The organism is Enterococcus gilvus ATCC BAA-350, assembly GCF_000407545.1.
Taxonomy (GTDB): Bacteria; Bacillota; Bacilli; order Lactobacillales; family Enterococcaceae; genus Enterococcus_A; species Enterococcus_A gilvus.
On record NZ_ASWH01000001.1, the window covers coordinates 283,449 to 307,333 of the forward strand.

Below are 23,885 nucleotides of genomic sequence, written 5' to 3' on the forward strand. Positions count from 1 at the left end.
TTCTTAAAGAGGCGGTCTCAAGTTCATTTTATCGTTTGGCTTGCCGGGCTAACTTTTGACGAATTGCTCAAAATTTAGTACGTTGGCAACGCCTATAGTCAGAAACAACATTTGGGAGGAACACCATGAATTTTACAACGACAATCATCAGCAAGGCCGTTCAAGGTGAAGTATTGGCGGAAAATGAGGTGACCGTTACTGGTGTCGAATTCGATTCACGAAAAATTGAAGCCGGTGATTTGTTCGTCCCATTGCAGGGAACGAATGATGGCCATACGTTTGTAAACAAGGCGATCGAAAATGGCGCAACGGCTACGCTATGGAGTCAAGATCCCGCAACTGCCCCTGAAGGGATTGCAGTGATCTTGGTCAAAGACACACTGTCTGCTTTCCAAGCGTTAGCGAGTTACTATTTACTGGAGGAAAATCCAGATGTGATCGCGATTACTGGTTCGAATGGCAAAACAACGACAAAAGATATGACTGAATCGGTCCTGAGTCAAACGTTTCGGACGTATAAAACACAAGGGAACTACAACAATGATATTGGGTTGCCTTATACAATTTTACATATGCCAGAAGGAACAGAGAAACTGATTCTTGAAATGGGAATGGATCATGCGGGTGAAATCAGTGTGTTGTCTGAACTCGCTGAACCGGATGTTGCTGCGATCACCATTATTGGGGAAGCACACATTGAAAACCTAGGGTCCCGTGAAAAAATCGCTGATGCGAAAATGGAGATCACGACAGGATTAGCCTCAGATGGATTATTGATCATTCCGGCGGCGGAACCTCTATTAGAGGAGCGTATACGCTCTTTGCCTCAAACAATTGAAACATTTGGCATCCAAGCAGGCGATCTTTCTGCTACGATCCTAAATGAAGACAAAGGGGCAACCGTATTTTCGGTAGATGACAAGGGCTATCAAATTCCTCTGCCAGGAAATTACAATGTACAAAATGCGCTGATCGCTATGGCAATCGGCCGCTGGTTTGGCTTGTCCAATGATGATATATTTCAAGGATTAGCCTATGTACAGGTCACGCAAAACCGGACGCAGTGGCTAAAGGCTAGTAATGGCGCCGATATTTTAAGTGACGTATACAATGCGAATCCAACGGCGATGGGTCTAGTACTAGATACATTTGCCAAACTTCCGACAGGAGGCCGCCGCTTGGCCGTGTTAGCGGATATGCTGGAATTGGGTTCCGATTCCTTTTCTCTTCACACCAGTATGGTGGAGCATTTGAATGATCGTGATTTTCATGAAGTATTTTTATATGGTAATGACATAAAGGGATTAAAGGTGGCTTTAGCAGATCGTTATCCAGCTTTGGCTGTTCATTACTTCAACAAAGAAGAAAAACAGCAAATGATGGACGCTGTCAAAAAGAGTTTGCAAGCACAAGACAGTGTGGTTCTAAAAGGCAGTAACGGGATGGGCTTGATCGAAGTTGTTGAAACTTTGCAGTCGTAGTGAAAACTTGCAGAAAACGAAATGATGTGCTAAAATGAGCCATTGCCGAGAAATGAAGTAATGATTGAATGAGTCATCCAATAAATTAAAGATTCGCTAGCGAATGTTTCGCTGGCTTACCAATTATTTTTGAGAAGCGGTTGGGGCATTTTTCAGTTGAACGATGTCGCAGCCCCTTTTTGTGAGAGATGATCCTTCCGCCTGACTTCGCGGAGCGGTTTTTCGGTAGTATCGCCAAGGTCGGCAACTAAAGGGACCGTTGCAGACCAAACGCAGATACCAAACCACACGCTCTAAATGATAAGGTCAACAGACAATAGGAGGATATCATTTGAAATTCAAAGAATTAAAATTAGCACCAGAACTATTACTAGCGGTTGAACGCGCAGGATTTGAAGAAGCAACACCGATCCAAGAACAAACTATTCCTTTAGCATTAGTCGGAAAAGACGTTATTGGTCAAGCACAAACAGGTACAGGTAAAACAGCCGCTTTTGGCTTGCCAATGCTAGATAAAATCGATACAACGAAAAATGGGTTACAAGGTCTGGTTATCTCACCAACTCGTGAGCTTGCCATTCAAACGCAAGAAGAACTGTATCGTCTAGGACGCGACAAAAAGATTCGTGTACAAGCAGTTTACGGTGGCGCAGATATTGGCCGTCAAATTCGTGGGTTGAAAGATCGTCCACATATCGTTGTAGGAACACCAGGACGGATGCTTGATCACATCAACCGTCACACATTGAAATTAGAAACTGTTGAAACATTGGTCTTGGATGAAGCAGACGAAATGTTGAACATGGGCTTCTTAGAAGATATCGAAAAAATCATCAGTAAGGTCCCTGCAGAACGCCAAACATTGTTGTTCTCAGCAACAATGCCTGATGCAATCAAAAAAATCGGCGTGAAATTCATGAAAGACCCTGAACACGTGAAAATCAAAGCCAAAGAAATGACGGCTGATTTGATCGATCAATATTATGTTCGGGCAAAAGATTATGAAAAATTCGATGTCATGACGCGCTTGTTTGATGTTCAAACACCAGACCTAGCGATCGTTTTCGGTCGTACAAAACGCCGTGTAGACGAATTGGCTCGTGGCTTAGAAGCACGCGGCTATAAAGCTGAAGGTATCCATGGCGACTTGTCACAGCAAAAACGGATGAGCGTATTACGTTCGTTCAAACGTGGCGATCTTGATATTTTAGTAGCGACAGACGTAGCAGCTCGCGGCTTGGATATTTCTGGCGTTACCCACGTATACAACTACGATATTCCACAAGATCCAGAAAGCTATGTTCACCGTATTGGTCGTACAGGCCGTGCTGGTAAAGGCGGAATGTCTGTCACATTCGTTACACCAAACGAAATGGGCTACTTGCATGTGATTGAAAACTTGACGAAAAAACGCATGAACCCAATGCGTCCGCCAACCGAAAAAGAAGCCTTCAAAGGCCAATTGGGCGCAGCGATGGAACAAGTTCAAAGTCAGATGGAAGAAAATTCCGACAGCCTTGAAAAATACAATGAGTCTGCTAAAGAATTATTAGCGGCGTATTCACCAGAAGAGCTTGTTGCTCTATTGTTGAAAACGACAGCAAAAGATCCTTCAGATGCTGTACCAGTAAAAATCACTCCAGAACGCCCATTGCCTTCAAATAAAAAAGGCGGCTTCAATCGTGGCGGAGGAAAACGCAGCGGTGGAAATAACCGTGGTGGCGGCCGTGGTAAAGATAATTACCGTAAAGACCGTGGCGGTGATCGCGACCGTAATAAAAATAAAAACTACGGTGGCAACAAGCAACGCAGCAACAACAACAAAAATACAAACCGCAGCAATGATAAAAAACGTGGTTTCGTGATTCGTACGAACTCGAACGACTAATTATCAGCGACTATCAAAGCCATCAATCTTTTTGATTGATGGTTTTTTCTTGTTATGACAGACTTTGAAAAGATTCTTTGAAAAAAATCGTAGCATTTAAAGAAGTCTTTGGTAAAATAAGAGTGTTACTTGAAAGGGTTGAGGATTGCATGATTAAAGGAATTGGAATTGATGCCACAGAGCTTGATCGGGTCGCCAAAATTATAGAACGTCGACCGCATTTTGTGGATCGGATATTAACTCCGGCAGAACAGACCCTTTTTGCTAGCCATTCTCCCCATCGTCAGGTAGAATTTTTAGCAGGACGGTATGCATGCAAAGAAGCATTTTCTAAAGCTTGGGGAACAGGTATTGGGAAAGTTAGTTTTCAAGAGTTAGAAATTTTGCGCGATGATCATGGTGCGCCGGCCTTTACAAAATCACCTCACAAGGGAAACGTGTTTGTCAGTTTGACGCACACAGAGGAGCTAGCAATTGCACAAGTAGTGCTAGAGGAATAGAAAGAAGGACACGTACTTTATGGTTGTAACGTATCATCGACCTACGAGAGCTATCATACATAGGAAAGCAATGAAAGAGAACATCAAAAATGAAGTCGAACGGTTACCAGAAGGTGTTGAATTGTTCGCTGTTGTTAAGGCAGACGGATATGGCCATGGTGCGGTAGCGACAGCGCATGTTGCTTTATCTGCGGGTGCGACTGGTTTTTGCGTCGCGACATTAGATGAGGCGATTGAACTACGGGAAGCAGGAATCACTGAGCCGATTTTAGTATTAAGTGTCGTGTTTCCAAGTTATTTATCGTTAGTCATTGATTATGATCTATCTATCACAGTCGCAACAAAGGACTGGTTGATCGAAGCACAAAAAGTGTTGAACGATCTAGAAGAAACAACGACTGCTCCAATAAAAATTCATATCAAAGCAGATACTGGGATGGGACGAATTGGGTTCTTGACAGCAGACGAAGTCAAAGAAGCAGCTGCGTTTATCGAAGCGTCCCCTGATATGATTTGGGAGGGATTGTTTACGCATTTCGCTACGGCTGATGAGCAGGACACTTCTTATTGGCACAAACAAGCAGATCGTTTCAATGGAATTATTCAAGCTTTGGCTCATTTACCTCGTTATGTTCATTCAAGCAATAGTGCGACGGCTTTATGGCATGACAAAGAAATGCCTGGAAACATGATTCGGTATGGGATCGGGATGTATGGATTGAATCCATCTGGACATGAATTACCTGAGACCTATCCATTAATCCCGGCAATGGAACTGGTTTCTGAGCTGATCCAAGTTAAAGAGCTGCCAAGTGGTGAAGGTGTTGGTTACGGGAAAACATACGATACGCCTGAAAGGGAATGGATCGGAACGGTGCCAATCGGCTATGCGGATGGTTGGGTACGGAAGATGCAAGGTTTTTCATTATTAGTTGACGGCGAATTTTGTGAAATTATTGGGCGTGTTTGTATGGATCAATTAATGATTCGTCTGCCTCATGAATTCAAGGTTGGTACAAAAGTGACATTGATTGGTAGGAACAATGGGCAAGAAATCACGATGCAAGACGTTGCGAATCATTTAGGAACGATTCATTACGAAGTATGTTGTATTCTTTCAGAACGTGTACCGAGAATTTATCAAGAGTAAGTATGAATGAAACTATTACGAAACTTTGGGAGGAAAAATATGGTTAAGCGTGGTGATATCTATTTCGCAGATTTATCGCCAGTGATTGGTTCTGAACAAGGGGGGATCCGACCAGTGTTGGTGATCCAGAATAATTTAGGCAATCATTTTAGTCCAACGATTATCATTGCGGCGATCACGGCTAAAATGGCAAAGCCTAAATTACCGACACATATTGGGATCAAATCAAACGGTACGGGGATCGAACGAGACTCGGTCATTTTATTAGAGCAGATTCGAACCATCGATAAATCTCGCTTGAAGGAAAAGGTTTGCCACTTGGATCGCTGTTTGATGGCAGAAGTGGATGCGGCTTTGCGTATCAGCGTTGGCATCGAGACGATGTCAGCAGTTACTACGAACCTTACATAAAAGAGCCAAATGTTAGTGATTTGCGGATCTAATTATTCTGCCTGTACGGAACTTGTGTTTTCAATCAGTTCGTATAATTAGGGACGTGTGTATAGTGGTATTATTTTTTACATTCGCTAAATATCAAGGATGCAACGATTCGTTGCGTCCTTTTTTCGTCCACTCAATGAATTGTCTACCGCTCCTTTGTAGCTGCATAGAAATATTTCGTTGTATACTATCTATAGAAGGAACATTGAGATGGGTGGGGGAAATCATGGTTGAGATCGGATCACAGCTTAGATATTTTCGGCAAAAGGAGAGAATGAGTCAGAAACAACTCGCGAACCGTTTGCATGTCACACCACAAACAGTATCAAAATGGGAGTTGGACAAAAGCGCGCCAGATTATGATCAATTGATTGCTCTGAGTAAAATTTTCCGTAAAAGTACAGATGCATTGTTGGGACAAGCCAAACCTAGTTTTTTGGATTATTTAACAGATCCGCGGAGTGTCGTAAGAGGTTTTGGATTGGATGGCCTATCTCTTTTAGAAGGAGGAGAAGAGCGTGGAAAAGATCAGGATACTCAATAAGTTATTGCTAGTCACGTATAATTTGGGCGGCTTGTGTTTGATCCTTATTGGACACATGAGAGGAATTGGTGCTCCTACTGGCTATATCCCGGCATGGTTGAAACTCATAACGATTCTCGTCTTTTCTACGATGATTTTGGCGCATATCATCCGTTTTATTTTAGAGAAAAAAGTACAAAGGCAGTCTGACATGAATTAAGTGTCAGACTGTTTTTTAGTTATCCTTGTGCAAAGACGATTTGATTAACCGTATCACTTAAACAGGTCTGCAAGGTAATGCGTTCCCCGCCGCCGGCTGAAGTAATCTGGCCCCAATGATCCTGACCCGAATGAATATCTCGTCCGCTGTCGTCTACTTGGACTACGCCAGTTACGACATAGGATGCCGCGTTGCCCGCTTGATCAGTAACAGTGATGGATTGTCCTGCGCTGAGGGATAGGATCGCTGAAAAGACGCCTGGGTTATGTCCGATGAAATGAGTGTTTTGATTGTCACTGCCGGATTGTATTGGACTGCCGCCCCAAGTTGCTGCGGTACCGCCGCCATCAATGATTCCTTGCCCACTCCCCTGACCGGCATTTTGATAAGGCAGAGAATAGCCTAAAAATGAAATTTGATTTGCGGGTATTGCGGGTGTCTCTGGTACCGTGGGTTCAGTTGTCTTTGCTTCATGTGGCGTTTCTTGAGGTGGAACCGACGGCTGTGTATTGGATTGCTCTGGTTGAGGAGGTGCTTCTTGTGTTCCCTCACTGTCTTTTTGCTGCGTTTCAGTTGGTGTTGTTGTTTCTACTGGCGCTTGATATGAAGGCTCTGGAGCACTTGGTTTTGCAATGGACGATTCGTTTACTTGATTTGCCGCCGCTTTATTTTCGGTAGTTGCCTCTTCAACAATGATCGAAACTTTCCGCTCATCGTAATCTTGCTTATTTTTAGCACTCAGGGTCAACTCATAGTGTCCTGGCTTGCTTGCATCGATCGTATTAAAGGTCATTTTTATTGGACGGAGGTTTTCGTTAACCGCTTTGTAGTATTGGTAAGGGTGAAAGGAATCGGTTGGTACGATCGTAATGGTATCATCACCATGGATTTTTACTTGATTTTCCTGTGCTGTTTTGTCTTTAGGGGTCGCTTTCGCTTCAGCGACAGAATAAAAGTGGAAGGGACCAGCCAGTAATAAGAGACATACAATAACAACGGAAGTAATGAATTGTTTTCTTCTGGGGATTTTCAAGAAAAACACTCCTTTTTCTTATTTGCCTAGATAATAAAGCAGGGCAAAAAAAGAAAAAATAAAAATAACATATTTATTAATATTGGTTGTTATTTGTGAATTTTAGTTAAATAAATACCGATATTTTTCCGTTTTCGTAGAGTTATTTTATGATATAATGACCAAGTAATGTTATAATCCAAAAAATGAAAAAATATTATCGTTTTTGAAGAATAATGACGATCGGCTTAGGAGGGGACTTTTGTGCGAAGATTACTTAAAAACACAACACAGCGGCGTCTAGCCATCATCGGTGTTTTAAGAGATTTAATAGGGTGGCAGAATCCAGAAATGATTGCAGATCTATTAGATTGTTCCGTAAAAACAATCTTATCAGATGTTGATGCAATCAATGATCATTGGGGAGAACATGTTGGCGTTGAGTATTCCCGTACGAATGGCTTAAGATTAAACGATGCTCTTAATAATAAGACGCGTCAGTTAGCGCGAGATTTGATGGATGAATCGGAAGCATTTACTTTTTTGGAAAGAATATTCTTCCAGCCAAATGAGGATATGGATTACTGGATCAATGAATTATTTGTCAGTGAAGCGACCTTTTATCGAATGATCAAACAACTTGATAAAGTGTTGAAAGAAAAAGGACTTGTTCTTGAACGTAGACCATTTCGGATCACTGCGAAAAATGAAGGATGGGTACGTGTATTTTATGTGCAATTGTTTTTAGAAAAGTATGGTGTCAATGAGTGGCCATTTAATTTAGAACGCGAGAAGATCATTGATTTTATCAGAGTTGCGACGCACTCATTCGATATGGATTATAACGATCGCGAAGTATTGGAGAGCAGTTACCTATTGGCAGTGATCATCGTGAGAGCTTCGCAGGGATTCGCTTTGACAGAACACGAAAAATTGGAGCTGGAACCGCCTATGATCACTGCGCTCTTGTCCCTGCGGCCTATAGCAGATGAAACGGTGGAAGGTTCAGAATACATCGTGATAAAGGATTGGCATTATGAGGTCGCGAACAGTTTATTTTGTGCGTGTTTTATTAGCAGGTTTGATCCTAGTTGCGCGTTGACATTAAAATATTTAGAACTTTTTTTAGATGAGTTGTCAAAGTTTTATGGGTTGACGCTATCTGGCAAACGAAGGAAAAGCATGCTGCAAAAGCTTCTGCAAATTCAAGCAGCGTATCAAGTGTGTCCCTATCCGCGTTCAATCTTATTTGATTCAGCCGCTTACTTTTCTCGGAATGCGAAGGTACAGTACCCGCATTTTACTAAATGTATTCAACAGCTGCTTTTGAAAATGGAACGAACGACAGGCGATCCATGGTTCAGCCAATTTTATTTTTCAGTCTTAACGGTTCTCTTTAAGGAGTGGAAGGGACTGGCGCATTCCCTGGATGTTCATTCATCGAAGGTCAAGATTTTCGTAGTAAGTGATTCTGGAGAGAGTCATGCGAATATGATCGCAGAACTGATCCGAAGCCGCTTTTATTATCGAGTCGTCATTGAGACGCATAAAGGTTCGGCATTGGATTTCCAACACGACGAGAGTTTCAAAGCGTACGATCTTGTCATTGCAAACTATCCAATCAAAAATTACTCCTACAGAAACCTAAAAATTGTTGATGACTTTTTAACAGAAAGTGACCTATCCTCTATCGGAACATTTGTAAAAGAAATTCGCTAGGAGACTCTCTGAGAGTCTCCTTTTTAAGGTGAAGGTTTCAATACTGCTGAAACTTCGTTAAACTAGTACTAACATTCTTTAAGTGAGGAGCAGAAGATGGAAGTATGGGTGGTAGTAATTGGCATAATAGTGATAATGGCGTTCATTTTGACGTTAATGGACCTCTTTTTTAAGTATAAATTGCGTATACATATTCGGAAATGTTGGGGAAAAATTCCTCAACAAACTCGATTTGATAAAGAGGAAAGTTTAAAAGCGGCATGGCAGATTGAAAAGCAATTCCATGGATGGGAGAGCGAGATTGATGATTTAACTTGGTACGATCTGGACATGCAGGCGATTTTTGAATTAATCAATGGAACATATTCCAGTATTGGTTCAGAAGCACTTTATCAGCGCTTGCGAAATTATAATTTCTATCAGTCAGGTGATTTAGAAGAATTGATTCACTTTTATCAAGATAATCCTGAAACCAGAGAGAAGATTCAATTTCATTTCGCTAGTTTGGGGAAGCAAGATAATAATTTTACTAAGCAATATATTGCAAATGGTAAAAAAGAAAAATTAGGTAACTTATGGCTATACGTCCTTCTGGGTATGTTGCCGCTCATTAGCATAATTGTACTTGTTACAATCAGTCCAGTCGGGATTTTTCTGCTATTGGGTTCGATCATGTTTAACGTCATTTTTTATATGATAAATAAGAATAGGCTTGAAACCGAACTGGAATGTATGCGATATCTGGTTCAATCCATTTCATTAGCCAATAAATTAAGTACGATCGTTACGCCACTGCAAGATGAGATTGTTAAAAATGTTGCTCCACTGAGAGGGATTGCCAAGTGGGGATTTTCATTTCGAATAAAGAGTAATAGCGAGGCGGATATCGTATTTGAATACCTTAATTTGGCCCTTATGATTCCTTTCATCTCATACAATTTTGTGCTTACCCGGTTGAGCAACTATAGTCAAGAAGCAATCAATTTATGGAAACTTTTAGGTGAACTGGAAGTCTCCGCTGCAATACTGAACTTTCGAACATATTTCCCTTCGACCTGTCAGCCTGAGTATGCTCAAGGTGGTATTCAAGCAGAAGATATCTATCACCCATTGGTGGACTATCCTGTGGTGAATCCTGTTGATTGGCAAAAAAACACCTTAGTTACAGGCTCGAATGCTTCTGGAAAATCAACCTATGTTAAAAGTATCGCTATTAGTGCAATTTTAGCGCAAACAATTAACACGGCAATAGCAAGGCAGTTTACTATGCAGCCGGGGCATGTGTTAACATCAATGGCTGTTGAGGATGACGTTTTGGCTGGGGATAGTTATTTTGTAGCTGAAATAAAGTCGATTAAACGGCTGCTAGACCAAGTGGAAAAAGGAAAACGATGCTATTGCTTTATTGATGAAATATTAAAAGGGACGAACACGATTGAACGGATAGCTGCTTCTTCCAGTGTGGTCAAGTGGTTGAATGAGTATTCAAGCCTAAGTTTTGTAGCGACCCATGATATCGAGCTGACCGAGATGCTGAAGCAGTACTGCGAGAATGTGCATTTTGAAGAAACTATAGAAGAAGGAAAAGGGATTACGTTTGATTACATACTAAAACAAGGACCAGCAGTTACGCGTAACGCGTTAGCATTGTTAGAAGTAATGGATTATCCCAAAAAAATAGTAGATCTGGCACGGGCAGAGGCGCGTTATTTTGACGAACAACGAACGTGGCCAATGAGTGATTGTAACGAGGAATGACCATTCAGCAGGCAGAAAGAATCTTCCTAAAAGCAGGAGGGTTCTTTTTTATGAGAAAAGAGATGATTTATTAGAATTTTTGAGCAAAACTCTCTATACTATAGTAAGCAATTGTTAATGAAAGGACGTGAGTACGTGTTAAAAAAATTACTGGCAAATGTCGGTGAATATAAAAAGCAAAGTTTGCAAACGCCTCTATTTACAATGGGGGAAGTATTGATGGACGTGATCATGCCCTTGATCATGGCGGGATTGATCGATAATGGAATCGAAAAAAGTGATTCGAATACGATCCTGCGCTATGGCGGTTTGCTTTTTTTGTGCGCGCTAATTGCCTTAGCAATGGGAACTTTGGGCGGGCGAACAGCGGCGATTGCTTCAGCTGGTTTTGCGAAAAATCTGCGCCATAATTTATTCGAACGCATTCAGAGTTTTTCTTTTTCAAACATTGATCGTTTCTCAAGTTCGAGTTTGATCACTCGTTTAACGACAGATGTGACCAATGTACAAAATGCGTATCAAATGGTGATCCGAATCTTGGTTCGTTCGCCCCTGATTTTAATTTTTTCGTTGGTGATGACGTTCCATATCAACCGAGAATTGTCCATGATTTATTTGGTGATTGTGCCGATCATGATCGTGGGGCTGGGCTTGATCATTCGTTTTGCCCATCCATTATTTGAAAAGGTTTTTCGGACATACGACCGTTTGAACAATGTCGTGCAAGAAAATCTTCAAGGGATTCGGGTCGTGAAGTCCTACGTCAGGGAAGAGCATGAAGAAGAAAAGTTCAGACAAGTATCAAAGAAGGTCTATGATAATTTCACGAAAGCGCAACGGATCGTGGCATTTAATATGCCGCTTTTACAGATCGCAGTGTATACCTGTATGCTGCTGTTGTCTTGGTTGGGTGCTGAATTGATCGTAGACAAAGGGAATTTAACGACGGGTGAATTGGTCAGCATGTTCAACTACACGATGCAGATCTTAATGAGTTTAATGATGATGTCTATGACATTTGTGCAATTGATGATTGCTCGTACCTCTGCTGAGCGAATCACAGAAGTCTTGAGTGAAGAAAGTGATTTGAAAAATGGGGACCAGCCGTTAACTGAAGTGCCGGATGGTTCGGTGGAATTTAACGACGTTTGTTTTAGCTACAAAGATGATATGAATAAATTAGTGTTGGAGAACATTGATTTGACCATTGCTTCTGGTGAAGTGATTGGGATCGTCGGGGGAACCGGCAGTTCGAAATCCAGCTTGGTTCAGTTGATTCCTCGACTGTATGATGTCACCCACGGGGAAATCAAAGTCGGCGGGCATGATGTACGCAGTTATGATTTGGAGACACTTCGAGATCAAGTCGGAATGGTTCTGCAAAACAATGTTCTGTTCAGCGGGACGATCACCGATAATCTGCGTTGGGGAGATGCGCGCGCCACTGAAGAAGAAGTCGTTCGTGCTGCGACGATCGCTCAAGCAGATTCATTCATCCAGGAGTTTCCAAATAAGTATGACACGATGATCTCAGAAGGCGGGAACAATGTTTCCGGCGGGCAAAAGCAACGCTTAACGATCGCGCGAGCATTGCTGAAAAAACCGAAAATTCTGATTTTGGATGATTCAACGAGTGCGGTGGATACAAAAACAGACCGTGCGATTCGTGAAGGCTTAGCCAAGGAAATTCCTGGGACGACAACTTTCATCATTTCTCAGCGAATCAGTTCGATCCAAGATGCCGACCGCATCGTTGTTCTCGATGATGGGAAAATCAACGGTATCGGCACACACGAAGAATTGATGGAAAGCAATGTGATCTATCAAGAAGTCTTCAATTCACAACAGAAAGGGTTTGGTGATCATGATGAATAAACGACCAGCACCCAAATCCGGTTCTGTAAAAACCATCAAACGTCTGCTGAAAATCATGGCAAAGGAACATAAAACACAGTTAGTGATCGTCTTTTTTATGATCTTGCTGAGTGCCTTTGCCAATGTTCGCGGCTCGTTATTCCTGCAAGTCGTGATCGATGATTATATCACGCCGCTAGTTGGTCAGAACAATCCAGATTTCAGCGGGTTGTTAAAAGCAATTTCAACGATGGCATTGATTTATGTCGTGGGGATCATAGGAACACTCTCGTATAATCTGATTATGGTAAAGGTATCAGAAGGAACTCAGAAAAAAATTCGTGATCAGATGTTTGAGCATTTAGAAACGCTGCCCCTAAAATATTTTGATTCAAATGCTGATGGCGATATCATGAGTCATTTTACCAATGATACGGACACCTTGCGACAGATGATCTCGCAAAGTATCCCGAATTTGATGATGGCGCTCGTGACCTTCATCTCGGTCTTTATCGCTATGTTCTCATTAAGTATTCCTTTGACTTGTTTTGTAATTGTTTCTGTTTCTTTGATGTTTGTGATGTTGCGCTTCATTACCAACCGCAGCGGGCGTTATTTCGGGGAACAGCAGCGTTCGCTTGGGCGAGTCAACGGCTACATTGAAGAGATGATGCACGGACAAAAAGTAGTAAAAGTCTTCAATCATGAAGAAAAAGCGATGGAAGAATTTGATGTGATCAATGACCAGTTGCAGGAAAGTGCAGCTAAGGCCAACGCGACGGCGAATACCTTGATGCCGATCATGATGAACCTTTTGAACATTCAATATGTGTTAGTTGCGATTATCGGTGGGCTGTTTGCGGTTTATGGTGTTTCTGCATTGACAGTCGGAATGATTGCTTCTTTCTTACAATTAAGCCGCTCGCTAAATGGCCCGATCAGTCAAATCTCGCAACAAATTAATTTCGTTATTATGGCATTAGCGGGTGCAGATCGAATCTTCCAATTGCTAGATGAAAAACCAGAAGTGGATGACGGGTACGTTACATTGGTAAATGTCAAAGAAGTGGATGGAGAATTCGTCGAAACTGCGGAACGAACAGGAATCTGGGCATGGAAACATCCTCATGAGGATGGAACGATTTCTTATGTTCGTTTGACAGGAGATGTCCGCTTTGAGGATGTTAACTTTGGCTATACAGATAATCATTTAGTTTTGCATGACATTAATCTTTACGCTGAGCCAGGGCAGAAGGTGGCCTTTGTAGGCGCGACAGGTGCAGGTAAAACGACGATTACAAATCTGATCAATCGTTTTTATGATATTCAAGAAGGAAAAATCCGCTACGATGGTGTGAATGTGAAGAAAATCAAAAAGAATTCTTTACGCGCTTCGTTAGGGATCGTACTCCAAGACACGCACCTATTCACAGGGACCGTGAAAGAGAATATTCGTTATGGAAATCTGAGAGCAACGGATGAAGAAGTTTATCAAGCAGCAAGACTATCCAATGCCGATACATTTATTCAGCATTTACCAGAGAAATATGAGACGGTCATCACTGGTGATGGCGAAGGATTGTCACAGGGACAACGGCAGTTGCTAGCCATTGCCCGTGCAGCCATCGCTGACCCGCCAGTAATGATCATGGACGAAGCGACGTCAAGTATCGATACTCGAACAGAAAGCATCGTGCAATCAGGAATGGATCGTTTAATGGAAGGGCGCACAGTATTCGTGATTGCCCATCGCTTGTCGACAATCCAAAATTCGGATGTCATCATGGTGATGGATCATGGACGAATCATTGAACGAGGAGACCATAACAGTCTACTGGCAGAAGGCGGCATGTATTACCAATTGTACACAGGAAAAGTGGAACTAGATTAGTGACTTTTTTCGGAAGTGTGACTTGCATTTGCAAGTCGCGCTTTTTTTTATCGAAAAAAATATCTCTTTTAAATGGATATGATTGGTACAAATCGGTGTATACCGCTAAAATGGAAAGAGAGATTTTTTAGAGAGGGTGTATATAATGAAGCGTTTTGCGATAAAAGACTACGGGGTAGCGAAGGATGTAATGATCACGATCGAAGCAGAGCCCCGAACCGTCGATGCGACCCATGTTCGTGTAGAAATACAAGCATTTGCGATCAACCCTTATGATATCGCGCTTCGGCAAGGTGCGATGCGTGCGTTTCGAACCGTGAAATTTCCTTACGTTTTAGGAAATGATGGTGCAGGCATCGTGACAGAAGTGGGCGACGCGGTCACGCATGTAACTGTGGGTGACGAAGTGATCGTTCATGCAGTCAGTGGTACTTACGGGGAGGAAATTGTCGTTCCTGGTAAAAAAGTAGTGAAGAAGCCCGCATCAATGACTTGGGAATCCGCGGCTGGTGCAGTGACACCTTGGCTGACAACGTATAATCTGACTACTCATTTATTGAAGGATCGGATTGGCGAGACAGTAATGGTTCAAGGTGCCTCTGGTGCAGTAGGCTCATTGCTGGTTCAATTCTTAAAACATCAAGGAAAGAGGGTCTTAACTTCTGCCTCTAAACAAAATGAAGCACTTGTACGTCAGCTAGGTGCGGATCAATTCGCTGCTTACGACGAAGTGGATGCAGGAGAGGTATTTGCAGACATGGCAGATACAGTAATTGATGCCACTAAAGGTGGACGTGCCAGTGAGGCAGGAATGAAAATCATGAAGGCTGGAGGAAACTTCGTAGCGCTGAACGAGTTGCCAAAAGAGCAGAAGAAAGCTGGAAACTATGTTGCTTTCGGTCCATCCAAAGACTATTCAGATGCCGAAGCGTTGACTGCATTGACAGAACTTTCAGATGAAATTCATGTGCCGATTGCGGAGGTACGTCAATTCAATTTAGCCAATGTGATCGCAGCGCATGAAACCGTTGAGGGGCATCCCGCAGCAGGAAAAATCATTATTAAAAGGATGGAATGATATGGATCAACAAAAATGGCTGTTAGTAACAGCAAATTTTGAGGGAACGGAAGACTTAGCCGATGGTTATTATCGGTTGCGCGCAGTAGAGGGCGGGGAGTATCAGCTAGCGTATTTAACGGCTGGACCATGTGGTGACAAGCTGCCTCATCCGCAGGTGACCTTGCGCCAAGAAGGAAATCAAGTCCAACCAGTCCGTCTACGAGATTTAGAAACAAACCCAATCTTAAATTTATCCAAAGAAACGGGCGACGGCGAGAAGATCGAAGAGCTGACAGATCAGCTTTTAGACCGTTTCATAAAGATTAAAAACCTTAGTCTTTAAGCATTTCTTTAGTATTTCGCTGTTGAAAAGGGATACAATTGTGACAAATCGTTAGGAATGTCAAAAAAGGTGATTTCAGGCACTCACTAGAATTGAAATTAGCCGAAATTCCATGCTACATTAGTTCAGCGAGAAAAAATAGTAGGTGAAATCAATGAAAGTTATTCAATCTCTTAAACATACGTGGCGTCTTTTTTTATTAGACTGGCGCCGAATTTTTAAAAACCCGATCGCTGTTTTGTTAATGGCAGCATTAATCATCATTCCATCATTGTATGCCTGGTTTAATATCAAGGCACTTTGGGACCCGTATTCCAATACTGGGGAGCTTCCAATCGCCGTATACAGTGCGGATGCTGGAGCAAAATTCCAAGACAAGGATGTAGAAATCGGGAATGAAGTCATCAAAAATCTTCATGAGAACAAGCAACTAGGTTGGCGTTTTGTCGATTCAAAAAAAGAAGTGGTGGACGGTGTCCGGTCCGGCAAGTATTACGCGGGGATCTATTTACCAAAAGAATTTTCCAAAGATCTGCTGAGTTTTACTACCGGAGATATACAAAAGCCGAAGATCGAATATTATTTGAACCAAAAAATCAATGCGATCGCACCGAAAATTACCGACAAGGGAGCTGGCTCGATCCAGCAAGAAATCAGTCAAGAATTTATCAAAACGGCTAGTTCAACATTGTTAAAGGTTTTTAATGAGATTGGCTACAACATTGATGAAAATTTAGTCAGCATTAATAAAGTAAAAAATCTGATTTTGACAACCAATGATAATTTGGGCGAAATCGATAAATACACACAAGAAGTAGTTGAAGTTCAAGGAAAATTACCGGAATTAAAGGACAAGCTGGCAAAAGCCAATGAATTGCAGGCATACTTGCCGCAAGTTGATGAAATGGGCCAAAAATTGATCGCATTGAATCAAAAAATGCCGGAGATCAAACAACAGGCAAGTGTGATTTTAACCTTGCAGCAAAAAATACCAGAGATTCAACAGGCGGGAAATCAATTGGCGCAAGTGGATAGTGACTTTGCCCAAATCGAAAAAACGCTGAATGACGGCATCAACGAAGCCAAGCAAGGGTTAACGATCATCCAGCAAGTCCAAACGATTCTGCCAGACATTCAAAAATTAGGCAATCAAGCGAACGACTTAGCCTCTACGACAAAAGACGGTGCTGAAAAATTGAAGACAGCTGTTCCAAGTATCTCAAGCAGTGTTCAAGTGACGCTGGAGTCGATTGGTCAGGTGGCAACAACAACACAATCTATTACGAGTGATTTATCTGCTTTGTTAGATAAAGAAGAATTGACACCGGATGAAAAAGCGCACATTGGTTCTATCATTAATGATTTTAGAAACAATTTGGCTGACCAACAATCAGCTATTGATAAGCTCACCCAATTTTTGAATGATTTGAAGAAAACTGCGGATGATAATGGCAATGCAGAAGCAAGTCAAAATTTGGGAACTATTATTGGACAACTTGGAGATTTGAGGAATTCCTTAGGAGATTTAAGTAATCGGTTTGATCATTTGAATGATTTGGTTCAAAACAGTACACCTCAAGAGGCTAAACAATATTTAGGTAAAATCAACAATGCTGCAGGTGAAATAGCGAAGTTTGTCAACAGCATCAATCCACAGCAAATTGGACAAACGGTCAACACGATCCTTGATAAATTGATAGCGACGATTACTACTGCGCAAGGCGTTTTGAATCAAGCACAGCAAATTGATTTTGCTTCTCTGCTGAACTCTACTGAGGGAACTGTCAGCAATGCCATTGCCTTCTTAGAGAAATATCAAAAACAATTGCCAGCAATTGGTCAAGAAGTGCACGATGCAAACGTACTATTAAATGGTCATATGAACGATATCGTTAATGGTATCAATACCGGCGTAGATCTTTACAACAATGAATTGCCCGTTGTCGAACAGAAATTAGGATTGGCTGCGGACTTTATGCAGAATGATTGGCCGGGTGTGAAAAGCGATCTAACAGGCGGATTAAAAGTAGCGAATGATAAAATGCCCGAGGTAGAAAGTGCTCTGAACCTTGCGACAGATCTGATCAAAAATGATTACCCATCCTTGCGTGCAGGAATTCAAAAAGCTGCCAATGCAATCCAACAAGGGGATCAAACGATCGACTTTGGTCAAGTCTTGAAACTGTTGAAGCTGGACGCGCAAAAAGAGAGTGATTTCTTTACGACACCGGTAGATCTGCAAACCAATACGATGTATCCAATCGAGAATAACGGTTCTGCCAGTACCCCATTCTATACCGCTTTGTGTTTATGGGTGGGCGCAGTATTATTCTCAAGTGTTACGACCACAGAATTTTTCTTAGACAAAAAGGACCGCGGCAAATACACGAAACGTGAACAATTTGGTGCTCGTATGCTGACTTATTTAGTCGTAAGCATTGGGCAAGCGTTGATTGTAACGCTAGGAAATATGTTCTTATTAGGTGTTTATGTCAAGAACCCCGTGTATAGTGTGCTTTTTGCGGTGCTAGTGGCTTTAGCCTTCATGATGATCGTCTATACACTCGTCGGATTGTTCGGCACAGTCGGTAAGGGGATCGCGATTATTATCCTTGTCCTCTCCATTTCCGGAGGCGGGGGGAATTACCCGATTCAAGTATCAGGGAAGTTCTTCCAGGCAGTCAATCCGTGGTTGCCGTTCACTCACGCGGTCAACTTGTTACGCGAGAGTGCGGGCGGAATTTATTGGCCAAATGCGACAGGAGATATTCTTATTATGATCGGATTATTCGTAGTGTTCGGTATTTTAGGAACATGGGCATATCCAGTGCTGCAACCGCATTTGACGAAGCTGACGAAAGTCGCTCATGAAAGTAAAATATTCCATTAAAAATGAACAGGTGAGACAACAGCGTATTACTGTTGTTTTGCCTGTTTTCGTGTTTTACTAAGGGTACGAAAAGTCGTTGAAAAAAGTCATTGACATTTGGTTGGAGTGCGAGTAATATTTCGCTTGTTTGCATTTTTTTTAAGGGCGTTTATAGCGAATAAAAGAAGATCTTTTTCCATTTTTTTCGATTGGGAAATCGGTGCATGCAAAAGACAATAATATCTTGAAAAAATACATTAATAGGAACAAGGAGTGAGTCTAGTGGATTATCTTAAGCGCTTGCTGGTTGGTCGGCCACTGAAGTCTTCTGAAAATGATGATCAAAATTTATCTCGTTTTGCGGCTTTGGCGATGCTTTCATCAGATGCGTTATCCTCTGTTGCGTACGGGACAGAACAGATTGTAGTCGTTTTGGTCACCCTTTCTGCAGCGGCGATTTGGTATTCATTGCCAATCGCATTTGTGGTACTGATTTTATTAGCATCATTGATTTTATCTTATCGTCAAATTATTCATGCTTATCCTCATGGAGGCGGCGCCTATGTCGTTAGTAGTGAGAATTTAGGGAAGAATGCCGGCTTGATCGCTGGAGGCTCGCTTCTGGTCGATTATATGCTGACAGTTGCTGTATCCGTATCAGCGGGTGCTGAGGCGATTGCTTCGGCAATTCCAGCGTTGTATCATCATCGCGTCTTGATTTCTGTCATTATAGTTTTATTATTGATGCTGATGAATTTACGCGGCCTGCGTGAAAGTGCCGGCCTGCTGATGACGCCGGTTTACAGCTTCATCGCGGTTATTACAATTTTGATTATTGTAGGAGTGTTCAAAATTGTTACAGGGGCTGCACCTCTTCACTCGACTGCTCAGGTTGGAGCTGTCGTACCGGGGATCTCAATGGCGCTCTTGTTAAGAGCCTTTTCTTCGGGTTCTTCTTCGTTGACTGGTGTTGAAGCGATCAGCAATGCGGTGCCGTTCTTTAAAAAACCACGTGCGAAAAATGCGGCTGGTACGTTAGCTATGATGGGACTAATTTTGGGGTTCTTCTTCACTGGGATCACGTTTTTGAACTATTGGTTCGGGATCGTACCAACGGCTGAAGTAACCGTCTTATCACAAGTCGGTGAAGCTGTCTTTGGGAAAGGGATCATGTATTATGTGCTGCAATTTGTGACAGCCCTGATTTTAGCTGTGGCAGCCAATACGGGCTTCTCAGCCTTTCCTGTCTTGGCGTACAACTTAGCGAAGGACAAGTTCCTTCCGCACCGTTACCAGGACCGAGGCGACCGGTTAGGGTACTCTAACGGGATCATTACCTTGGCTTTAGGGTCTATTGTGCTATTGTTGATTTTCCAAGGGTCAACAGAGCGCTTGATTCCATTGTATTCAGTAGGTGTGTTTATTCCATTCACGCTTTCTCAAACAGGGATGGTCTTGAAATGGCACAAAGAAGGGCACCATTGGATCAGAAAATCAATCGCCAACATTATCGGTGCTTGTATCTCCTTTGCGATCGTAGTGATTTTGTTTGTGTACCGTTTACCTGATATTTGGCCCTTCTTTATCATTATGCCAATTCTGATATTTGGTTTTTATAAAATCCATGGACATTATAAAAACGTCGCTGAACAGTTGCGTCTGGCAGACGATGTCGAACTGCATGAATACGACGGCAATACCGTTATTGTGTTAGTCGGGAATGTCACGCAGGTAAATATCGGCGCCATCAACTACGCACGTTCTATTGGGGATTATGTTATTGCGATGCATGTTTCTTTAGAGGAAAATGAGGAGAAAGAAAAAGAGATTCGCCGAGAATTCCGTGAAAAATTCCCGGATGTTCGTTTCTCAGTTGTTCGTTCACCTTACCGTTCGATCGTTAATCCGGTCAGCCGTTACGTCGATCGCGTATGTAAAAATGCAAAACAACATAATTATACAACGACTGTCTTAATTCCAGAATTTGTTCCGAATCGAACATGGAAACGTTCCTTGCATAATCAAACGGCGTTGCGTTTACGCTTCCGTTTATCTTATCGAGATGACATTATCATCAGTACGTACAATTATCATTTGAAGAAATAAATACAAAAAGTGCATCGGTAAATCGATGCACTTTTTGTGTTCAGAAAAAGACGTTGCGTCACATATAAATAAAAAATCAAAGAATATAAAAATAAAACGGATTCATTTATTTTTTTGAGTAAAAATGGTTGATTTTGATTCCAAATAGAGTTAATATCAAACAGCATTAATTACTAACACTATTAGGTATTAATGGGTAAGAAATGAATTGAGAGAAGGAGGAGTCTTATGTCATTCGCGGAAGAAGCGGAGCGTGAACTGATGCAGTTGATGGTCAAGAATCGTCATGGTGCATTCAGCAAAATCGAAAAGAGCAGCAAAGGCGCGAATATCGTTATTAAAGTGCTTGATCGATTAGGCGAACCCACTAATCCCAAACATTTGGCGGATACATTGAATTTGTCCACCGCACGCATTGCAGCCGTACTAGGTAATCTTGAAAAGCGTGGCTTGATCAGCCGGACGATGGATCCTGATGACCGTCGCCGAATCAATGTCAGCTTGACGGAAAGCGGAAAAGAAGTAGCAAAAGCGGAAAAGCAAGAGATGCGGAATAAAATCATTCAAGTATTTGAGCTGATGGGTGAAGAAGATACCAAGAAGTATCTTGAATTGACGGCTAAGTTCGTTGACTACTCTAAAAAATTATCTGCGGAAGGGGAAAGTGATCAATAGTGAAAATTTTTAAATACCTTATCAAATACTGGTATGCAATCATCGCAGTATTATTACTTTTAATCGTACAAGCGTCCAGTGATTTGAGCTTACCGAGTTTAACGTCAGATATCGTCGACGTCGGTATCCAACAAGGAGGACTAGAACAATCAACGCCTGACAAAATTAGAAAGTCTACGCTTCAAGGAATTGAAATTTTCATGACCGAAAAAGAGAAGCAGACGATCCAAGACAATTATAAAGAAGCAACTCAAACCGTTGACGGTAAAAAAGTCGACATTTACAAATTAGATCTTCAAAAAGGTATGACGAAAGAAAAACTAGCAGATATCTTCAATCTGCCAATGATGATGATCGCTTCGACTCAATCGAAAGATGTCGATAACGCGAAAGAAGCGAAGGGCGTCATGGAAGACTACCAAGCAATTGCGAAAGACGCCGCACAAGCACAAGCGCTTGGAAAAGAAGCCAAAACATTAGGTGAACAAGCCCAAGCAGCTGGTCAAGCAGCAGCCACAGCCACAGACGGAGCAACGGCTGCAGCAAAAGGCGCCGAAGCACAAAGCCTAGCGGAACAGGCACAAGCCAAAGGTGCGGAAGCACAGAAACTTGGAGATGCGATCAAAGCTAAAAATGAGGCATTACCAGCAAAAGTTGACTCTGCTCGAAAAGCGACAAAAGAAAGTTTAGGCGATTTAGGCGCAGATTCGTTGAAGACTGTCGGGATTCAGATGACATTGGCAGAATACAAAGCGTTGGATGTCAATACGAAGACGATCCAAAATGATTATATGATTAAGACAGGAGCTAAGATGGTCGGTTTAACCTTGGTCTCTGCGGTAGCAGCAATCATCGTTGGACTGATTGCGTCATTGGTAGCCGCGACTGTCGGTAAAAATTTACGTGTCGGACAATATGAACGGACGTTGTCTTTTTCAAACAACGAAATGGATAAATTTTCTCCTGCATCATTGATTACTCGTAATACGAATGACATTCAACAGATTCAAATGGGGATCGTCATGATCATGCGGATGGTTCTGTATGCGCCAATTCTCGGAATCGGCGGGATCTATCGAGTTTACAAGACGGGAACGGGTATGGGCTGGATCGTTGGTGTAGCAGTAGGGGCTGTTTTAGTCCTAGTATTAACACTGCTGTTAACAACGATGCCGAAATTTAAAGCTCTGCAAAACTTAGTTGACCGTGTTAACTTGGTTTCTCGTGAAATCATCACAGGTCTCCCTGTTATTCGCGCCTTCTCTCGTGAAAAATTCGAAGAAGACCGTTTTGATGTAGCGAATACGAATTTAATGAACACACAAATGTTCGTAAACCGGGCGATGTCCTTGATGATGCCAATCATGATGCTATTGATGAATGGTATTTCTGTGCTGATCGTTTGGGTCGGTGGACACAATATGGACAATGGTCAACTGCAAGTCGGAGATATGATGGCCTTTATCACGTATACGATGCAGATCGTTATGGCCTTTATGATGCTGTCGATGGTATCGATCATCTTGCCTCGTTCTAATGTAGCAGCAGGACGTGTCGACGAAGTATTGAACACGGAACCTACCATCAAAGACCCTGAACATCCTGAAGACGACCATGACTTCAAAGGAGAAGTGAAATTTGAAGGGGTTGAATTCCGCTATGGTGACGCAGATGCGGATGTGTTGCATCATATCAACTTTATCGCTAAACCTGGACAAACGACGGCCTTGATTGGTTCGACGGGATCTGGTAAATCGACCATCGTCAATTTGATCCCGCGTCTATTTGATGTAACAGGTGGGCGCATCACTATTGATGGCGTCGATGTTCGCCAGATGAGTTTGCACAAGCTGCATGAGATCATGGGATTCGTTCCGCAAAAAGGGGTACTTTTCTCAGGCGATATCGCATCAAATATCAAGTTTGGTGATGCTACTATTTCAGACGAACAAATGAAAAAGGCAGCTGAGATTGCACAGGCGGATGAATTTATCTATGCAAATGACAAAGGCTTTGACCGTGAGATTTCTCAAGGCGGAACAAACGTATCCGGTGGTCAGAAGCAACGGTTATCTATTGCACGTGCCATTGCTAAAAATCCTAAGATCTTGATTTTTGATGATTCATTCTCAGCACTTGATAATAAGACAGACGTTGCTTTGCGAAAAGCATTGGCTGAAAACATTAAAGGTGTGACTCAAATCATTGTGGCGCAAAAAATATCAACGATCCTTCATGCAGACAACATCATTGTTTTAGATGAAGGACGTGTCGTTGCACAAGGACGTCACGAAGAATTGATGGAATCATCAAAAGTGTATCAAGAAATTGCACAGTCTCAATTAAGCAATGCTGAATTGGGCATAGAAGAAGCAGATTAGGAGGAGCGAAAAGA

Annotated in this window: 18 protein-coding genes; 17 read left to right on the forward strand and 1 reads right to left on the reverse strand. The window is 42.2% G+C overall.

Features of this window, described 5'->3' with window-relative positions:
* The first annotated feature begins 125 nt into the window (after positions 1–125).
* From I592_RS01425 to I592_RS01455, 7 genes are all read left to right on the forward strand, one after another.
* Complete coding sequence (locus tag I592_RS01425) at positions 126–1,481, forward strand: UDP-N-acetylmuramoyl-tripeptide--D-alanyl-D-alanine ligase (protein ID WP_010782017.1); 1,356 nt, start codon at positions 126–128, stop codon at positions 1,479–1,481.
* A gap of 331 nt (positions 1,482–1,812) precedes the next feature.
* Complete coding sequence (gene cshA / locus I592_RS01430; RefSeq protein WP_010782016.1) at positions 1,813–3,369, forward strand: degradosome RNA helicase CshA; 1,557 nt, start codon at positions 1,813–1,815, stop codon at positions 3,367–3,369.
* A 149-nt stretch (positions 3,370–3,518) separates the two neighbouring features.
* Positions 3,519–3,869, forward strand: coding sequence for a holo-ACP synthase (acpS, locus tag I592_RS01435; protein ID WP_010782015.1), 351 nt, complete (start codon positions 3,519–3,521; stop codon positions 3,867–3,869).
* 19 nt (positions 3,870–3,888) lie between these two features.
* A complete protein-coding gene (gene alr / locus I592_RS01440) occupies positions 3,889–5,019 on the forward strand; it encodes an alanine racemase (protein WP_010782014.1) in 1,131 nt (376 codons plus the stop codon).
* Positions 5,020–5,058: 39 nt separating this feature from the next.
* Positions 5,059–5,430 (forward strand): type II toxin-antitoxin system PemK/MazF family toxin, encoded by a 372-nt coding sequence (locus I592_RS01445; protein WP_010782013.1) that lies wholly within the window; start codon positions 5,059–5,061, stop codon positions 5,428–5,430.
* A 256-nt stretch (positions 5,431–5,686) separates the two neighbouring features.
* Positions 5,687–6,004 carry a helix-turn-helix domain-containing protein gene (locus I592_RS01450; RefSeq protein ID WP_010782012.1) on the forward strand — a complete coding sequence of 106 codons (318 nt, stop codon included), beginning with the start codon at positions 5,687–5,689 and terminating at the stop codon, positions 6,002–6,004.
* On the forward strand, positions 5,979–6,203 hold the full coding sequence (locus I592_RS01455) for a hypothetical protein (protein ID WP_010782011.1): 225 nt from the start codon (positions 5,979–5,981) through the stop codon (positions 6,201–6,203). The genes I592_RS01450 and I592_RS01455 overlap by 26 nt, the downstream gene beginning before the upstream one ends.
* Before the next feature lie 19 nt (positions 6,204–6,222).
* Here I592_RS01455 and I592_RS01460 read toward each other — a convergent pair whose 3' ends face one another.
* A complete protein-coding gene (locus I592_RS01460; protein ID WP_371191114.1) occupies positions 6,223–7,245 on the reverse strand; it encodes a class F sortase in 1,023 nt (340 codons plus the stop codon).
* Between the two features lie 234 nt (positions 7,246–7,479).
* On the opposite strand from I592_RS01460, the gene I592_RS01465 reads away from it, so the two are divergent.
* The 10 genes from I592_RS01465 (at position 7,480) to I592_RS01510 (ending at position 23,871) form a co-directional block, all read left to right on the forward strand.
* Positions 7,480–8,934 carry an AcpB/EbpR/MafR family transcriptional regulator gene (locus I592_RS01465; protein WP_010782009.1) on the forward strand — a complete coding sequence of 485 codons (1,455 nt, stop codon included), beginning with the start codon at positions 7,480–7,482 and terminating at the stop codon, positions 8,932–8,934.
* Positions 8,935–9,030: 96 nt separating this feature from the next.
* Positions 9,031–10,692 carry a MutS-related protein gene (locus I592_RS01470; protein WP_010782008.1) on the forward strand — a complete coding sequence of 554 codons (1,662 nt, stop codon included), beginning with the start codon at positions 9,031–9,033 and terminating at the stop codon, positions 10,690–10,692.
* A 135-nt stretch (positions 10,693–10,827) separates the two neighbouring features.
* Complete coding sequence (locus I592_RS01475; protein WP_010782007.1) at positions 10,828–12,567, forward strand: ABC transporter ATP-binding protein; 1,740 nt, start codon at positions 10,828–10,830, stop codon at positions 12,565–12,567.
* Positions 12,557–14,437, forward strand: a complete 1,881-nt coding sequence (locus tag I592_RS01480) for an ABC transporter ATP-binding protein (protein ID WP_010782006.1) — start codon at positions 12,557–12,559, stop codon at positions 14,435–14,437. The genes I592_RS01475 and I592_RS01480 overlap by 11 nt, the downstream gene beginning before the upstream one ends.
* A 145-nt stretch (positions 14,438–14,582) precedes the next feature.
* The gene (locus I592_RS01485) at positions 14,583–15,515 is read left to right on the forward strand and encodes an NADP-dependent oxidoreductase (RefSeq protein WP_010782005.1); all 933 of its coding nucleotides are present in this window, start codon (positions 14,583–14,585) and stop codon (positions 15,513–15,515) included.
* Between the two features lies 1 nt (position 15,516).
* Entirely contained in the window at positions 15,517–15,840 is a 324-nt protein-coding gene (locus I592_RS01490) for a hypothetical protein (protein WP_010782004.1), read from the forward strand.
* 163 nt (positions 15,841–16,003) lie between these two features.
* A complete protein-coding gene (locus I592_RS01495) occupies positions 16,004–18,730 on the forward strand; it encodes a YhgE/Pip domain-containing protein (protein ID WP_174293658.1) in 2,727 nt (908 codons plus the stop codon).
* A 261-nt stretch (positions 18,731–18,991) separates the two neighbouring features.
* On the forward strand, positions 18,992–20,815 hold the full coding sequence (locus I592_RS01500) for an APC family permease (RefSeq protein ID WP_010782002.1): 1,824 nt from the start codon (positions 18,992–18,994) through the stop codon (positions 20,813–20,815).
* A 228-nt stretch (positions 20,816–21,043) separates the two neighbouring features.
* A complete protein-coding gene (locus I592_RS01505) occupies positions 21,044–21,490 on the forward strand; it encodes a MarR family winged helix-turn-helix transcriptional regulator (RefSeq protein ID WP_010782001.1) in 447 nt (148 codons plus the stop codon).
* Positions 21,490–23,871 (forward strand): ABC transporter ATP-binding protein, encoded by a 2,382-nt coding sequence (locus I592_RS01510; protein WP_010782000.1) that lies wholly within the window; start codon positions 21,490–21,492, stop codon positions 23,869–23,871. Before I592_RS01505 ends, I592_RS01510 begins: the two co-directional genes overlap by 1 nt.
* Positions 23,872–23,885 lie beyond the last annotated feature (14 nt).

Excerpts from the sequence above, each read along its gene's own strand:
- I592_RS01425 (WP_010782017.1), top strand. The coding sequence starts at position 126 with ATGAATTTTACAACGACAATCATCAGCAAGGCCGTTCAAGGTGAAGTA.
- acpS (WP_010782015.1), top strand. The coding sequence starts at position 3,519 with ATGATTAAAGGAATTGGAATTGATGCCACAGAGCTTGATCGGGTCGCC.
- alr (WP_010782014.1), top strand. The coding sequence starts at position 3,889 with ATGGTTGTAACGTATCATCGACCTACGAGAGCTATCATACATAGGAAA.
- I592_RS01445 (WP_010782013.1), top strand. The coding sequence starts at position 5,059 with ATGGTTAAGCGTGGTGATATCTATTTCGCAGATTTATCGCCAGTGATT.
- I592_RS01450 (WP_010782012.1), top strand. The coding sequence starts at position 5,687 with ATGGTTGAGATCGGATCACAGCTTAGATATTTTCGGCAAAAGGAGAGA.
- I592_RS01470 (WP_010782008.1), top strand. The coding sequence starts at position 9,031 with ATGGAAGTATGGGTGGTAGTAATTGGCATAATAGTGATAATGGCGTTC.
- I592_RS01480 (WP_010782006.1), top strand. The coding sequence starts at position 12,557 with ATGATGAATAAACGACCAGCACCCAAATCCGGTTCTGTAAAAACCATC.
- I592_RS01485 (WP_010782005.1), top strand. The coding sequence starts at position 14,583 with ATGAAGCGTTTTGCGATAAAAGACTACGGGGTAGCGAAGGATGTAATG.
- I592_RS01490 (WP_010782004.1), top strand. The coding sequence starts at position 15,517 with ATGGATCAACAAAAATGGCTGTTAGTAACAGCAAATTTTGAGGGAACG.
- I592_RS01505 (WP_010782001.1), top strand. The coding sequence starts at position 21,044 with ATGTCATTCGCGGAAGAAGCGGAGCGTGAACTGATGCAGTTGATGGTC.